Origin of the sequence: Pseudidiomarina andamanensis (genome assembly GCF_009734345.1) — a bacterium.
Classification (GTDB): Bacteria; Pseudomonadota; Gammaproteobacteria; order Enterobacterales; family Alteromonadaceae; genus Pseudidiomarina; species Pseudidiomarina andamanensis.
Map to the genome: position 1 here is coordinate 873,439 of NZ_CP032551.1, position 14,967 is coordinate 888,405.

Consider the following 14,967-nt stretch of genomic DNA (forward strand, 5'->3'; position numbering starts at 1 on the left):
ATAAAGTTCAACAATATCTGCATTCTAACCGCTTTCACCAGTGGCTGGCTAGTTATCCGCATCAAACCATGCTCTATTCTTACCAGCCCAAGGCTGATGTACTTGCCATTTATTCTGCGCAAAGGTCACGGTAATTTGGCCTCCGCGGGCGGTATCTAGTAAGGGTATGCTTAATTCTTCAAGCCGCTGTTTCACTTGTTCGGCTACCATGCCGTACGCATTGTTCCGCCCCCGGCTTGCGATTGCGACTTGTGGCGCAACAGACTGTAAGAAATAGCTCTCGCTTGAACTATTGCTGCCATGATGAGGTAATACCAACAGGTCTGCTTGAATGGGTGCAATATGAGCCAGTAAGGCTCGCTCAGCGCGTTTTGTTATATCACCGGGTAATAGAATCGACGTGCCACCAATCATTAATTTCAATACACACGAGTCGTCATTGTAACGATTATTGGTTACTTCTCGTGGATGCAATATCGCCCATGTAACTTGACGCCACTGCCCTGTTTGACCAGCAACGCAGGGTAAGCCATGACCACTACCGTACCATCGCATAGCCGGAAATTGCTCCGAGATAGTCGTAACACCGCCCTCATGATCATTGTCAGTGTGACTCACGAAGCCATAGATAGGTGTAAGTTGATGATGTCGTAAAAATGGCAATATCACCCTTTCCGCCATATTCCCCCCAAGCTCCCAATTCGCCCCGGTATCAACAATCACGGCTTCATCAGCCTGCGCAATGACGATAGCGCTGCCCTGATCAACATCAAGAATATGAAGCCGCACCAAAGTGTTTTGTTGTTGCAACTGATGCGAAATGATCAGTCCAAAGCCAAAAATGGCCGTGCAGCTTAACTTCCAGTACCAGCGCCACGGCCAAACCCACGTGATCAACACCACCACCAAACCGATGATTGGGCCGGTCAGGTGTGCGGGTACCCACTGCCACGTCAACTTAGACAGATAATTCAATAGTGGTTCTGCATAGTTGAGTGGTACCTCAGCAATACGTAATAGTCCAAGCGATATCCCATCGCTACCCAACAACAGCATGAGCAAACCGAGCAAACTGAGTGGCAACACCCAAAACGTAACTAGCGGCACAACAACAAGATTCGTAAGCGGAGCCAGTAGTGGTAAACCATCAAACCACATTGCGGTTAGCGGCCACATGGCAAACGTTAATGTCAGTTCAAGTCGCCACAAAGCTCGGATACTTTGCCAACGCCCGCTAATAATCGGCCAGCGCCAATTCATTAAGAGAATCGTTGCTACCGCAGCTACCGATAACCAAAATCCACTTTGCAAAGGTGCCAGGGGATGCACCACGATGACCACAGCGACAGCTCTTAAAAGCACCCGACTTGGCGGTGTATGCAGAGCAAAATACTTGTGGATGATAACCACCGAAAACATAACAAATGCGCGCACCGTTGCGGTCGCAAAACCTGCTAAACCGGCGTAAAAAAATGTAACCACAAGGGCAACACAGGTTGCAATAAACCAACTATTATTTGTTTCTCGGCGCCTACGACTGCGCGCTTGATAACGTAAAAGAGTACGAAAAAGCCACAACACACCGCCAGCTACGAGGGTTAAGTGCAGCCCTGATATTGCAATTAAATGGGCAAGCCCAGTGCGTTGATAGGTTTGCCACTGTTCATCAGACAGCGCTTGCCGTTCGCCCAAAGTTAACGCTTGTAAAATACCAAACTGCTGCAGTTCCGGCTGAAAGTAGTTAAGTTGATTGAATAGTTGCTGTCGAAAGTTTGGTTCACCAGCAACGAAGGTACCAGAGCGTATACTCCCTAGAGCATGAATTTGTTGACCGACAAGATAGCGATGATAAAGAAACCCACCGTCATTACGAACCCCTTGCGGGGCTTTGAGTCGTGCTCGAAATTGCCAAGTTGTGCCAGCTTGTGGAGGAATAACCAGCGCCGGTGGCTCATACCAACTTAAGCGCGCAGTAGCCGATCTCGATAACAACTGGTTTTCTATACTTTGAATTTCTCCTTGAATACGCCAAAAGTCTGGACGAACTTGAGTTATTTCCGTCACCGTCATCTGCAAAGACACTGGTTTATTCAGATTCTCATCAAAGATCAGCGTATTTTGATGCAAATAAGCGTTGCCACTACCCCACGCTATGCCGCACAATACACAGCCGAGAATAATGGCGTACGGTCGCAGCAAAGCATAACGCCATGACACGACAGCGACTAAAGTAGCAAGTATGACCCATTGCTGGATGCTCATCGGCTTGCTAAAAGTAAAGGTTAGCGCATAACCGGCAAGCGCCGCGCACAACCACCTATCCATGGACGTTGTACCTGTTTATTAAAATAACTTCGGTAAGAGTGAAGACGGACTAGACATGCCACGCAAGTTTATTCAACGCATCATGCCCAAGCATGAAACTGTGAGAAACAGCAAAAGCCTAAAAGTCTTCGGCAAGTTATTGCACGATGCTAACCTGTGGCACCTTAATCGTCGTTCTGCTGCTGGTGGTTTCGCCGTTGGACTATTTTTTGCGTTTATTCCGGTGCCATTTCAGATGGTTCTTGCAGCTGCAGCAGCCATCCCATTTCGCGTTAATTTGCCGCTTTCGGTCGCCTTAGTTTGGGTTTCAAACCCAATCACCATGCCCGTGTTATTTTATTTTTGTTATCTGCTGGGTAACTGGATTCTCGGGCAACCACCGCAAACCTTTAGCTTTGAATTATCTTGGCACTGGTTAGCGCAAAGTATTGCGACTATTGGCCCCGCGTTCCTGCTGGGCTGTCTGATTATGGCAGTAATTAGTAGTATCGCCGGGTATTTCACTATTAGCCTGTTGTGGCGCCAATCAGTCGTCAGTGCATGGCGCGAACGTGCACAGCGCATGCTCGAAAAAGCGAAACATCGTAAACACGAATCTAATGACTAATCGCTTGAACAATTTCAAGCTGTGCCGCCCGCCAAGCTGGATATAACGTCGCAAAGATACTCATAGTGAGCGCCACAAGCGCCACCAGAACCACATCGAGCGACTGTAAATAAACCGGTATTTGATTGATAAAGTAGACATCGCTCGCTAGCAATGACTCGCCACTCAGCCACTGAATCCAACTCATTAAGTCAGGTAATATCAGCGTTAACAATACCCCAGCAATCGTACCCAGCACGGTACCAATCAGGCCATTTTGTAGACCTTGCCAAACAAACACTTGCATAACCTGTTTACCGCGCAAGCCCATGGTACGGAGTATTCCGATATGGCGCTGTTTTTCTTGAACCGTCATGATGAGCGTTGAAATAATATTGAAACACGCAACCGCCAACACCAGTATGAGTACAAGGTACATCACCATACGCACCAGCTGTATATCGCGATACAAGTGACCTTGTGACCGCATCCAATGATCAAGATACACATAATCCTTTATGTCATAACCTATTTCATTGGCGACTTGCTGTGCCTGCATAACATTGGTGAGCACTAACTCAACCGCTGTTGCGCCATTTTGAATTCCAACCATTTCACGCGCGGTTTGTAGAGATACATAGGCGAATTGGTGGTCGACTTGACCACCAAATGCGAAGGTTCCCTGCACATTCAATCGAATACGTTTCGGTTCACGAAAGTTCGCGTTTTGTGCCACCAACAACATCACCGTGTCACCAGTTGTCACCTTAAGCTTTTCGGCAAGCTTATCGCCGAGCACCACAGCGTTGGGCTCGGTGACCAGTGCTTGCCATGTTTCTGGCGACATATATTCTTGAATGGCTTGTACCTGCGTTGTGTCAATGCCTTGAATTTGCACACCGGTAAATTGAGCGCCCTGTTGCACCATACCTTGTGTGCGAATCACGGGTTTTGCACTTACCACGCTGGGATGTTTAAGACTGGCCGCCATTATTTGTTGAGGGTCGGCTAATTGCTGATTCACCGCAGTAAACTCGACATGTGGAATCAAACTTAGAAAGCGTTCTTGTAGAACCTTCTCAAAGCCGTTCATGACGCTTAAACCAGCAATAAAAACCATGCAGCCCAGCGCAATACCAAGCGTTGATGACGCCGAAATGAACGATACGAAACCACTTCGCTCGCGGCGGTTGCGAAACCGACGAGCTAAATGCCAAGTCAGGCGCAAGCGCTCAATCATGCAAACAGCTCCGCTTTATTTAACTGTCCGTGATGAAGCGTTAAAGTTCGCGGAAGTTTCGCCGCCAGCGAATTGTCATGCGTCACAATCACAAATGCAGTATCAAACTCTTTGTTAAGTTCTAACAACAACTCAAATACTTGTTCAGCGGTACTGTCATCTAAATTTCCAGTCGGTTCATCGGCAAGAACTAAACGTGGTGAGTTAGCTAACGCACGTGCAATAGCGACACGCTGCCGCTCACCACCAGAGAGTTCAGCTGGGCGGTGCTGTAATCGTTCTGCAAGCCCCACACGTTGCAATAACTGCTCGGCACGTAACTTCGCTTCGCGCGTTGAGACACCGGCAATTAACTGTGGCATCGCGACGTTTTCAAGTGCGGTGAACTCTGGCAACAAATGATGAAATTGATAGATGAATCCGATTTCTTTGTTACGCCAGTCAGCAAGTTGATTTGATGACCAGTCTTGAATGGCGTACCCAGCAAATAGCACTTCACCTGACGTTGGCTTATCTAACCCCCCCATGCAATGCAGCAGTGTACTCTTGCCAGAACCGGAACTCCCAACAATCGCGAGCATTTCACCGGCATTCACGGATAAATTAACATCGTTTAATACCTGTAATTGGCGGTCGCCATCTTGGTAAACTCGGGATAATTGGCGGCATTCCATCAACATGCTATGCAGTCCTTCTGATTTTTATTCATATCGCAGTGCCTGTGCTGGCAGTATTTGGCTAGCACGCCAAGCGGGATATAGCGTCGCGAGAAGAGTTAGCGCTATCGCCGCCAGCACTATAAAGGTAATCTGTCCAGATTCCATTAATACTGGTAACCCTGCTTGCCCAGTAAAGCTCAAATCAACTTGCAACACCGTTAGTATTTCGTTGAGATTCGCAGCAACACCAATGCCTATTAATAAACCGACCACACTGCCAATAATACCGCTGGTAGCTCCTTGCACCATAAACATGGCATATAAATGTGTGCGGCGTAATCCCATGGTTTGCAGTATGGCAATATCAGATCGCTTATCTTGAATCACCATCATCAATGCTGAAACCACATTAAACGCGGCAACCGCAATAATCAGGCTCAACATCAATCCAACCATGCGCTTTTCCATACTGACCGCATCAAATAGCTCACCATACTGCTCACGCCATGTTTGCGTGGTCACACTATCACCGAGAGTTGCTTGCACATCTCGTTCGGCAATTAACGCCGCAAATGGGTCAGTAAAGTAGAAGCGTAACGCAGAAACATGATTAGGGGGTAGCCTCAATAAACGTGCGGCATCGGCGCCATGCATAACCAGCAAATGACTATCAGCTTCCGATTGCATCGCAACAATCGCTGCGACTTTGAATTGACGCTGAGCTGGCATTAATCCGAGTGGCGTATACACACCACCTGCAGCGGCGATGACCCGAATGGTATCCCCCGGCCAAACATCGAGCTGTTGCGCCAAAGCTTGACCTAAGATGACCTGGTAACTGCCTTCAGTCAGCGCTGACAAGTTCCCGTACAACAAATGCTGACGCAGCGGTTGCCATTGCACATCGGCATCAGCAACATCAGGAAATAACCCCTGCAGAACAACCGGCCGCAGTTCGCCACTGCTTTGTACAACGCCCGCACTGCTGACTTGCGGCACCACACCAATTTGTTCAGTTAACGGCGGAATACGCTTTGCCAATTGCTGCCAGTTACTCACCTGCTGACTTTCAGCTTCAGTCACCGTCAATTGCGGCACCACGCCAAGAATACGTTGTTTCAGCTGTTGCTCGAAGCCGTTCATCACCGAGCTAACAATAATAAGCGCTGCCACGCCAATTAAGATTCCAGCCAAGGCAAACCGATTGATAAACCGCGTAAAGCGATTGCCATGGCGCGCTCGGCTGTATCGTAATCCTAAGAAAAATGCTGCAGGCTTAAACATGTTGATTCCTAAATAACTTTGCGGAGCAAGCATAAAGAAAACTGAGCACTGATCCAAGCGCCAAGTTACGGTATACTCCTTAGCAATTTGTTTTTAGCAGTAGAGAAACTCATAACTCATGACCAGTGCGTCTCCATTTAAGCCACCGAAACCATCATCAGCGCGTCAAGATATTACTTGGCAAAACCTCGTCGGTAGCAGTATCGCATTGGCTCTGGGCCAATTGATAGAGCAACACGATGGTCCGGTGTTAATAGTTACGCCCGATGCCCCGCAAGCGCATCGCTTAGAGCAGGAAGTGCAATATTTTGCACCCAATTGGCGCCAGCAGGTCATGGTGTTTCCAGACTGGGAAACGCTACCCTATGATAGCTTTTCACCGCATCAAGATATTATTTCTGAACGTTTAAGCGTGCTAGCTCGCCTGCCCGACATGCAGCGTGGTGCGTTGATTGTGTCATTGAACACCTTGATGCATCGCATTGCGCCAACTGATTACGTAGCAGGTCAAGCAGTTCAGGTTAATAAAGGCCAAAAACTTGATATTCACGGCTTGCGCCAGCGTCTAGAGCGCGCCGGTTATCGTCATGTTGCTCAAGTAATGGAACATGGTGAATTCTGCGTTCGTGGCTCGCTTCTTGATTTGTTCCCAATGGGAAGCAGCCAACCTTATCGTATCGATTTCTTTGATGATGAAGTAGATTCTATTCGTCTGTTTGACCCTGACACGCAGTTGTCAGCTGGTGAAATTGACGCGATAGATTTATTACCCGCTCACGAATTCCCAACGAATCCAACGGCTATCGAGTTATTCCGTGCGCAATATCGCGACCAATTTGACGCTTCGAATGCGCGTGATTCGGTATATATGCAGGTATCCAATCAGCAATTCCCGGGCGGCGTTGAATATTATTTACCGTTATTCTTCGAGAATACAGCGAGTATTTTTGATTACTTACCGAACAATACGCTGTTAGTCACATTTGGCGATCTACAAGGCAGTTTAGATCATTTGTGGCATGACATTAATCAGCGCTATGAACAACGACGCTATGACCCGTTGCGCCCGTTATTGCCACCGCATCAACTATTTCTCGCGGTAGACCAGATTCATGCGGCGTTTAAAGAAATGCCGCGCATTCGCGCCATGGTTCCAAGCGATAAAGCGCAGCCAAGCCCAAAGGTGTTTCAGACCCAGCCTATCGGCGAAATTGCCATTAATCACCAGTTGAAGAACCCGCTCGAGAAGCTCTCGCAGCGCCTGAAGGATGCGGGAAAGCAGCGCGTCATCTTTTTAGTTGAGTCAGCTGGTCGCCGCGAAACATTGCGTGAATTACTCGCGCCATTGCAGCTTGGGCTTGAAGAAGTAGAGCACTTTCAACAATTCGCAACCAGCAAACAATCCTACGCCATTAGCGTCAGTCCGGTCGCACATTCATTCGCACTAAGCGACGAACAACTACTCGTTATTACTGAAACCGAATTACTCGGGCAACGTATTGCGCAGCGCCGTCGCCGCGACCAAAAGGCGACGGTAAATGCTGAGAATATGGTGCGCAACCTCGCCGAACTACGTATCGGTCAACCGGTGGTTCATATTGATCATGGTGTCGGACGTTACCAAGGGCTACAAACACTGGATACCGGTGGCGTCACAACAGAATTTGTGACCATTGAATATGCCAACAACAGTAAATTGTATGTGCCGGTCGCTGCGTTGCATGTGTTAAGCCGCTACAGCGGCGGCGAAGAAGCTTCAGCGCCGTTGCACAAGCTTGGCAATGACCAATGGGAGAAAGCCAAGCGCAAGGCTGCTGAGAAAATTCGTGATGTTGCCGCTGAATTACTCGACGTCTATGCCCGTCGTGAAGCAAAACCGGGTTATCCATTTAAGCTTGACCAAGAGGAATATCAACGTTTTGCTGGCAGCTTCCCGTTTGAAGAAACCGATGATCAACTCGCGGCTATCGCTGGTGTGTTAGCAGATATGCAAGCACCGCGAGCAATGGACCGATTGGTTTGCGGTGATGTTGGTTTTGGTAAAACAGAGGTAGCGATGCGCGCGGCATTTGTGGCCGTGAACGACAGTAAACAAGTTGCGGTGTTGGTGCCAACCACCCTGTTGGCGCAACAGCACTATGAAAATTTCAAAGACCGTTTTGCCGATTGGCCAATCCGCGTTGAAGTGCTGTCACGTTTTAATACCGCAAAACAAACTCAAAAAATTCTCGCCGACCTTGCCGAAGGCAAAGTGGATTTGGTGATTGGCACGCATAAACTACTCAGCGCTGACGTGAAGTTTCATGATCTCGGCTTGCTGATTGTGGATGAAGAACATCGCTTTGGTGTGCGTCAAAAAGAAGCCATTAAACGACTTCGAGCGGATGTCGACATTCTGACTCTTACCGCAACGCCAATACCTCGTACTTTGAACATGGCGATGCATGGTGTACGCGATTTATCCATCATCGCGACTCCACCAGCCAAGCGTTTGGCCGTGAAAACTTTTGTTCGCGAATATGACGAACCAACCATACGCGAAGCTGTACTGCGGGAAATTTTACGGGGTGGTCAGGTATACTTCCTGCACAACAATGTTGAAACCATCGAGAAAACCGCGGAAACATTGGCGCAATTAGTACCGGAAGCACGTATAACGGTAGCCCACGGACAAATGCGAGAGCGCGAACTTGAACGCATCATGTCTGATTTTTACCATCAGCGATACAATGTACTGGTGTGCACAACAATTGTCGAAACCGGTATTGATGTGCCAACAGCGAATACCATTATTATGGACCGTGCCGATCATTTGGGTCTCGCTCAAATGCACCAGTTGCGTGGTCGTGTTGGTCGCTCCCATCATCAGGCCTATGCTTATTTACTTACACCAAACCCGAAACGCATGACTAAAGATGCACTTAAGCGTCTTGAAGCTATTTCGCAGCTCGAAGACTTAGGAGCTGGCTTTATGCTGGCTACCCACGATTTAGAAATTCGTGGTGCGGGCGAGTTATTAGGTGATGATCAAAGCGGCCAAATTGAAACCATTGGTTTTACCTTGTATATGGAAATGCTTGAGCAGGCCGTTAAAGCCTTACGAGAAGGTAAACAACCAGCGCTCGACCAGTTGCTGCAAGCGCAAACCGAAATTGATTTGCGCGTACCTGCCTTATTACCTGAATCGTATATCGCCGATGTGAACACACGCTTGAGCCTATACAAACGTATTGCAAGTAGTGATAACACGCAGGCATTGCATGAAATTCAAGTTGAGTTAATTGATCGATTTGGGTTATTGCCCGATGCGGTTAAGAATTTAGTTCGTGTTGCCGAACTTCGTAGTCGCGCTCAACAGCTTGGCATTCGCAAAATCGATGGTGGCCCGAATGGCGTCAACGTCGAGTTCGCTACCGATACTAAAGTTTCGCCACAAGTTCTTATTCAGCTCATACAACAGCAACCGAATGAGTATCGACTTGAAGGGCCAACGCGTTTACGTATTCTTCGTAAAATAGACGATACTCAAGCACGGCTGAAACTGGTAGAGTCACTACTGGACGAATTTGCACGAGGATGATTATGACTGTTTGGTTGCGTACCACGTTACTTACTCTTGGATTAAGCGCTACTTCACTGGCGATAGCACAAGAGTCGTCAGCTGATTGGCGCTGGTTTGAAGTAGAAGTGCTCGTGTTTAAACAAGCGCCAAACAACGATGCGGAAGCGTTTCCGTGGCACCCACCGCGCCAATTTGACGCAAGACACGATCCGATTTCTGGTTATTATGCGCCAAACTTTTTTGCACTACTGAATGACCTCCCGCTGTGTCCAAGCAGTGAAGAAGCATTAACTATTCGTCCGGTATTTTGTGCGCAAGCTAATGAAGTGGATCCTTTTGGTCATCCTTGGTATCAACCTAGTCGAATTTTAAGTGGCTTCGAACAAGCACCTGCACAAGTTGTCGATGGCAGCGGCGGCGACATGATGACAAGTTCTGGGCCATATTTAATGCCTGCTGAAACGCACGTGTTCGACGATTTTCGTGAGCAACTGATGCGCCGTAATGTGGGCTCTCCGCTGTTGCATGTGGCCTATCGCACCCCTGTATTTACCCGAAGCGAAGGCTACACAGTAAGACTTTTTGGTGGTCGTAACTTCGGCCAAGAATTTTTGCCAAGTGGATACGAACAGCCGCCATTTGCTCTGATCGAAAGTGCAGCTGTAGATGAAGAGCAGCAACCTCAACTTTTTGAAGAACTTGAAGCACTGCTCTCGCGAGTGAATCAGCAAGAGATTCAAATTAGTTATCGTGATCATGGCACGCCGAATCCACCGCCTTTGATTCCTGAGCGCGCGCGTTCGCAGCGCGCAGAGCCAGTATGGGAACTCGATGGCACTTTGCATATTTATCTAGTGGGTAACTATCTGCACATTGATAGCGATCTTGAACTACGTAGCCCGCAACAGGTACAGTTTAATCAGCGTGAATTAGCCGCTCAAGTTGAGCAGGCCTTGCAAGTTGATCGTTCTACCTCACGCTTTTTACGCAGCTACCGACTCGACCAATTACGACGGGTTATTAGTCATGAAACGCACTATTTTGATCATCCAAAACTTGGACTAGTGGTGCAAATTAGACGCACTGATTTATCTGCTCGACGCTAATAGATAATCAAATTATTGAATAAAGAAGCATAGGAATTGCGATGGAAAAGTACGAAGAATTGCTGCTGGCACTTCGAAAAGTCATTCGCGCAACAGACTTGTACTCCAAGCAACTGAACAAACGCACCGGCTTAACAGCGCCACAGCTGCTCATATTAAGAGAGATAGCGGCTGCCCCAGACGGCATTACAGCCAGCTCTGTCGCTCAAAATATTACTTTAAGCCCGGCAACCGTGAGTAATGTCATTGACCGACTTGAACATCGCGAGTTAATTCACCGTGAGCGTAGCACCGAAGATCGGCGTCGTGTGGTGCTATCATTGACAGCGCAAGGTAAACAGCGGTTAGCGGAAGCGCCAAGACCGCTCCAGGAAGATTTTATTCATAAATTTCAGTCATTAGACGATTGGGAGCAGTCGCTGCTAGTGGCAGGTATGCAACGCATTGCAGCCATGATGGATGCCGAAAAGCTTGATGCTGCAGATGTACTTGAAGTAGGAACCTATGAACAAAAGAAATATCGCTCGCGCTAGCTTTACGGCTATCTCTCTGCTGGTTTTATCGAGTTGCGCTCAAGTTACGCAGCCTGAACTATGCGATAGTAGCATCACGCCAATTTATGCCATTCAAGGTGACGGATTTCAGTCACCAGTGAGCGGTCAACAAGTGACTACGCGCGGAATTGTTACCGCTAACTGGCAAAGTGAAGCTGAACTCGGTGGCTTTTTTATAGCCAGCGAACAAGCCGACCGCGACGATAATGCACTGACGTCAGAGGGGTTATTTGTACAAGCAAGTGCCAATTTAACCAGCCTTAAACAAGGTGATCTGGTGTATTTGACGGGTACTGTCGCCGAGCTCAATGAGTTAACCCAACTAACTAACCTCAGTCAGCATGCTGTTTGCGACTCTGGTTATACGGTTGAGCCTACCTCTTTTCAACTGCCAGTCACCGCAAAAGAACAGTTCGAAGCGCTTGAAGGCATGCCGGTTCAGATTAGCCAGGAATTGGTCGTCAACGGTCATTATCAGTTGTTACGGCATGGTCAATTTGATGTGGCACATGAACGTCTGTATACGCCCACGCAACACCATCAACCTGGTGCCGAAGCGCAGTCTCAGGCCAAAGCGAATGCGTTAGCTCGACTCGTCATTGATGATAACTTGGCGCCGAATTCAACGATCATGGTTGCCCCTAAGCAAAACATCACAGCTACGAATAGCCTCCGCAGTGGCGATAGCATCGGTCCAGTTCAGGGTATTATTAGTGACTTTCGTGGCAGCTACCGCTTACAACCAACGTCACAGATTAGCGTGGTAACGACGAATCCACGCCCAGCAGCACCAGAAGCACCAACAACCAATACACTGCGTGTTGCCGCCTTTAACGTGCTGAATTACTTCAATGGCGAGGGTGAGAATAAGCAATTTCCAACCGAGCGGGGTGCCAAAACTGCTGCTGAATTTGAACGCCAGCATCAGAAAATCATCGCCGCACTCGGCCAGTTGAATGCTGACATTATTGGCTTATTGGAACTCGAAAACGATGGCTATGCGAGTCATAGCGCAATCGTTGAGTTAACCACAGCACTCACTGCGGCAACTGGGCAACCATGGCGATATGTGCAGGCTGCTCCGGGTAAATTTGGTAGTGATGACATCACCAATGGTCTCATTTATCGCAGTGATAAAGTGACACCACAAGGGCAACCACTAACGGTAACGCAAGCACCGTTTGGACAACGCAGTCGCCTGCCTCTTATTCAACGCTTTTCTCCTAAGAATACAGTTGAAAACGTCGTTGTTGCCGTAAACCACTTTAAATCTAAAGGGGGCTGTCCGAAAGATAATAGCGACCCGAATGCCAACCAGAGCGACGGGCAAGCCTGCTGGAACAAAGTGCGCGTTCAATCGGCCAAAGCATTGGCTGATTTCATAGACAACCATGAAGATTTAAAGCGTTTTCCGTTACGCGTACTAATGGGCGATTTTAATGCCTATGCGCAAGAAGACCCAATTCAAACGTTACTACAACGCGGCTATTACAATCGCATCGATGCATTTAATCCGCATGCCTATAGCTATGTGTATGATGCGCAGGCTGGTAGCCTTGACCACCTGCTCGTCTCGAGCCAGTTGGCTGCTCGTGTTGTTTATCAAGCCATTTGGTCAATAAATGCCGACGAACCTACACTGCTGCAATACAACAATGCCGACGCAAACCCCAATTGGTATGCGCCCTCCCCTTACCGAGCGTCTGATCACGACCCCATTTACGCTGATATTCAGTTTTAACTCACAAAAACGAATCAGCGCTTGTCACACAATAGGTCTTTGTTGCATCTTTTATAGCAGCTAGTGCAACAAAGGCCTTGATGGTGAGTCAGGAATATTCTGGATTTGGGCAAATTACGGATGAAGTAACCCTCGCTGCCGCGGTTGCTGGTAAATCACGTGCCCAGCAAATCATATTTGAGCGATATAAAAGCTCAGTGCTGCGCACGCTTATTGGTTTATGTCACGACCGAGAGCTTGCTCGCGATCTCGCCCAAGATGTATTTCTTCAGGCGTTTACAAAGCTTCATCAACTCCGCAATCAACAAGCCTTCGGCGCATGGCTAAAGCAGCTGACTGTGCGCACTGCTTTATCCTATTTTCGCGCACGGTCACCAGTGGCTGAGTCGATAGAGGAAGAATTCATTGATAGCACCGAGTGGTCTGCGCAAGCCGATTGGCTTGTTCAATTACGTGATATTGAAACGTTAATTGCACAGCTAAATGATACCGAGCGCCTCACTGTCTGGCTCTATTTAGGCGAAGGTTACACTCACGAAGAGATTGCTAATCTCCTCGACGAACAGGCATCGACCGTGCGTAAACGTTATCAACGTGCCTTAATGAAACTAAATACTTTTTTGACACAAGAGGTACCTCATGACCACAAAGCATGAGCAACAATTGCAACAACAGTGGCAACAATATGTTGCCACTGAAGCTGAGCATGTTGAACTCGAATTTCCGCAACAACGGACTACTCAATTTGAGAAAAGAATCAAACCAATGTGGCTAACCGCGGTGGCCTTTGTGATGGCGATTGCGGTAACGTGGTGGTTGTCATTTCTACCCGTTCCTGAGTCATCAGAAGCAAGCATCGCCGGCGCTCCTGCATCGCCATCTAACGAGGTAGCACCTATGTTACTTGCAGCGAACTATCGTCTTGATTCTTTAGAGCGACGCATTCAACAGGCGTATCTACAAGGAGCCTCAGATGCTGAGCTGCAACAATTGTGGCAGCAACATCAAGCGCTTGCCGATTAGGAGGTTTAATGATGGTTAAATCAATATTAGCGCTGATAGCGGCAGGTTTATTTTGTATTCCTGCACTCGCACAGGAGCAGCAGGCTCGAGATTATGCTCGGGCAGCGGCTATCGCCGCCAGTAAAGCTCATGGTTCGCAGCCACAGGTTGTGCTTGAAGAGCCTGCACGTAGCTATTTTGAATGGGGTGCTATTCTCAATCAACAAGCTAAAGTAGTCAGCGTGCGTAATGGCAGTGTCGCTGATGAAATGAAGCTACAAATGGGTGATATGATTCTATCCATCAATCGGCAGCCGGTTGCACCACAACAACTTGACGATGCTCTCACTATTCTTGCCTCGTTAGACCATAATCAACCATTCTCCGTAGGCATTAAGCGCGATGGCGAAACACTTGAATTAACCGGTGTAGCCCGTGCGACAGTCATTCCAGGTTGGCGTCTTGAAGTGCTAAATACCTTGGAAGAAGAAACACCTTCGACTATCACCGATAGCGCCTGCGGCCGAATTAGCGTGTTTTTCACGCCGCCAGTTACCGCTGATTTATACCCAGCATTTATCAACTCAATTGATGGCGACAATGTCCGAATCAAAAACCCATCATTTAAGCTCGCCGTAAACGATTACAAAGTTGGCGTTCATGAACTCATTGATGAGCCATCTCTGCGTCGTGGCGGCGGCAGCGCTCCTGAAAAACTTATTCAACTAACGATTGAACCGAATAAAACCTATCACATTGCCGCGAAATTTATCCGCGAAAAGCGTTATCAACGTTTTGATGCTGGATACTGGGAGCCCGTTGTTTGGAAAGTAACCGAACAAACTTGTCAGGTAGACTAATTCGTCATTTCGTTGTCATGCGTTCATGGTAAACTTTGACAAAATTGA

The 14,967-nt window shown here is 48.0% G+C and carries 12 protein-coding genes; 8 read left to right on the top strand and 4 right to left on the bottom strand.

What is annotated here, in order from left to right; all coding sequences use genetic code 11:
- Positions 1–48: 48 nt before the first annotated feature.
- Positions 49–2,325, bottom strand: coding sequence for a DNA internalization-related competence protein ComEC/Rec2 (locus D3795_RS04245; protein WP_156266541.1), 2,277 nt, complete (start codon positions 2,323–2,325; stop codon positions 49–51).
- Positions 2,326–2,380: 55 nt separating this feature from the next.
- On the opposite strand from D3795_RS04245, the gene D3795_RS04250 reads away from it, so the two are divergent.
- Positions 2,381–2,932, top strand: coding sequence for a DUF2062 domain-containing protein (locus D3795_RS04250; protein ID WP_156266543.1), 552 nt, complete (start codon positions 2,381–2,383; stop codon positions 2,930–2,932).
- Here the strand turns inward: D3795_RS04250 and D3795_RS04255 are convergent.
- The 3 genes from D3795_RS04255 to D3795_RS04265 are packed head-to-tail and all read right to left on the bottom strand — an operon-like array spanning position 2,922 to position 6,094.
- Positions 2,922–4,151 (bottom strand): lipoprotein-releasing ABC transporter permease subunit, encoded by a 1,230-nt coding sequence (locus D3795_RS04255; RefSeq protein WP_310942392.1) that lies wholly within the window; start codon positions 4,149–4,151, stop codon positions 2,922–2,924. The two genes, D3795_RS04250 and D3795_RS04255, sit on opposite strands and share 11 nt — an antisense overlap.
- Positions 4,148–4,831, bottom strand: a complete 684-nt coding sequence (lolD, locus tag D3795_RS04260) for a lipoprotein-releasing ABC transporter ATP-binding protein LolD (protein WP_156266545.1) — start codon at positions 4,829–4,831, stop codon at positions 4,148–4,150. Before lolD ends, D3795_RS04255 begins: the two co-directional genes overlap by 4 nt.
- A gap of 21 nt (positions 4,832–4,852) precedes the next feature.
- Positions 4,853–6,094 carry a lipoprotein-releasing ABC transporter permease subunit gene (locus D3795_RS04265; RefSeq protein WP_156266547.1) on the bottom strand — a complete coding sequence of 414 codons (1,242 nt, stop codon included), beginning with the start codon at positions 6,092–6,094 and terminating at the stop codon, positions 4,853–4,855.
- A 118-nt stretch (positions 6,095–6,212) separates the two neighbouring features.
- Between D3795_RS04265 and mfd the strand changes: the two genes are divergently transcribed.
- From mfd to D3795_RS04300, 7 genes are all read left to right on the top strand, one after another.
- Complete coding sequence (gene mfd, locus D3795_RS04270) at positions 6,213–9,674, top strand: transcription-repair coupling factor (RefSeq protein WP_156266549.1); 3,462 nt, start codon at positions 6,213–6,215, stop codon at positions 9,672–9,674.
- 2 nt (positions 9,675–9,676) lie between these two features.
- Positions 9,677–10,762, top strand: coding sequence for a CsiV family protein (locus D3795_RS04275; protein WP_173020988.1), 1,086 nt, complete (start codon positions 9,677–9,679; stop codon positions 10,760–10,762).
- Positions 10,763–10,803: 41 nt separating this feature from the next.
- The gene (locus D3795_RS04280) at positions 10,804–11,295 is read left to right on the top strand and encodes a MarR family winged helix-turn-helix transcriptional regulator (RefSeq protein ID WP_156266553.1); all 492 of its coding nucleotides are present in this window, start codon (positions 10,804–10,806) and stop codon (positions 11,293–11,295) included.
- The gene (locus tag D3795_RS04285) at positions 11,267–13,057 is read left to right on the top strand and encodes an ExeM/NucH family extracellular endonuclease (RefSeq protein WP_156266555.1); all 1,791 of its coding nucleotides are present in this window, start codon (positions 11,267–11,269) and stop codon (positions 13,055–13,057) included. The genes D3795_RS04280 and D3795_RS04285 overlap by 29 nt, the downstream gene beginning before the upstream one ends.
- Positions 13,058–13,140: 83 nt before the next feature.
- Positions 13,141–13,713 (top strand): RNA polymerase sigma factor, encoded by a 573-nt coding sequence (locus tag D3795_RS04290; protein WP_173020989.1) that lies wholly within the window; start codon positions 13,141–13,143, stop codon positions 13,711–13,713.
- The gene (locus D3795_RS04295) at positions 13,697–14,080 is read left to right on the top strand and encodes a hypothetical protein (RefSeq protein ID WP_156266559.1); all 384 of its coding nucleotides are present in this window, start codon (positions 13,697–13,699) and stop codon (positions 14,078–14,080) included. The genes D3795_RS04290 and D3795_RS04295 overlap by 17 nt, the downstream gene beginning before the upstream one ends.
- A gap of 8 nt (positions 14,081–14,088) precedes the next feature.
- Positions 14,089–14,919: a PDZ domain-containing protein gene (locus D3795_RS04300; RefSeq protein WP_156266561.1), complete on the top strand. Its 831-nt coding sequence runs from the start codon at positions 14,089–14,091 to the stop codon at positions 14,917–14,919.
- The last annotated feature ends 48 nt before the right edge of the window (positions 14,920–14,967 follow it).

Coding starts and splice junctions, on each gene's coding strand:
- D3795_RS04250 (WP_156266543.1), top strand. CDS start 2,381: ATGCCACGCAAGTTTATTCAACGCATCATGCCCAAGCATGAAACTGTG.
- D3795_RS04255 (WP_310942392.1), bottom strand. CDS start 4,151: ATGATTGAGCGCTTGCGCCTGACTTGGCATTTAGCTCGTCGGTTTCGC.
- D3795_RS04245 (WP_156266541.1), bottom strand. CDS start 2,325: ATGGATAGGTGGTTGTGCGCGGCGCTTGCCGGTTATGCGCTAACCTTT.
- D3795_RS04285 (WP_156266555.1), top strand. CDS start 11,267: ATGAACAAAAGAAATATCGCTCGCGCTAGCTTTACGGCTATCTCTCTG.
- lolD (WP_156266545.1), bottom strand. CDS start 4,831: ATGTTGATGGAATGCCGCCAATTATCCCGAGTTTACCAAGATGGCGAC.
- D3795_RS04275 (WP_173020988.1), top strand. CDS start 9,677: ATGACTGTTTGGTTGCGTACCACGTTACTTACTCTTGGATTAAGCGCT.
- D3795_RS04295 (WP_156266559.1), top strand. CDS start 13,697: ATGACCACAAAGCATGAGCAACAATTGCAACAACAGTGGCAACAATAT.
- D3795_RS04300 (WP_156266561.1), top strand. CDS start 14,089: ATGATGGTTAAATCAATATTAGCGCTGATAGCGGCAGGTTTATTTTGT.
- mfd (WP_156266549.1), top strand. CDS start 6,213: ATGACCAGTGCGTCTCCATTTAAGCCACCGAAACCATCATCAGCGCGT.
- D3795_RS04280 (WP_156266553.1), top strand. CDS start 10,804: ATGGAAAAGTACGAAGAATTGCTGCTGGCACTTCGAAAAGTCATTCGC.
- D3795_RS04265 (WP_156266547.1), bottom strand. CDS start 6,094: ATGTTTAAGCCTGCAGCATTTTTCTTAGGATTACGATACAGCCGAGCG.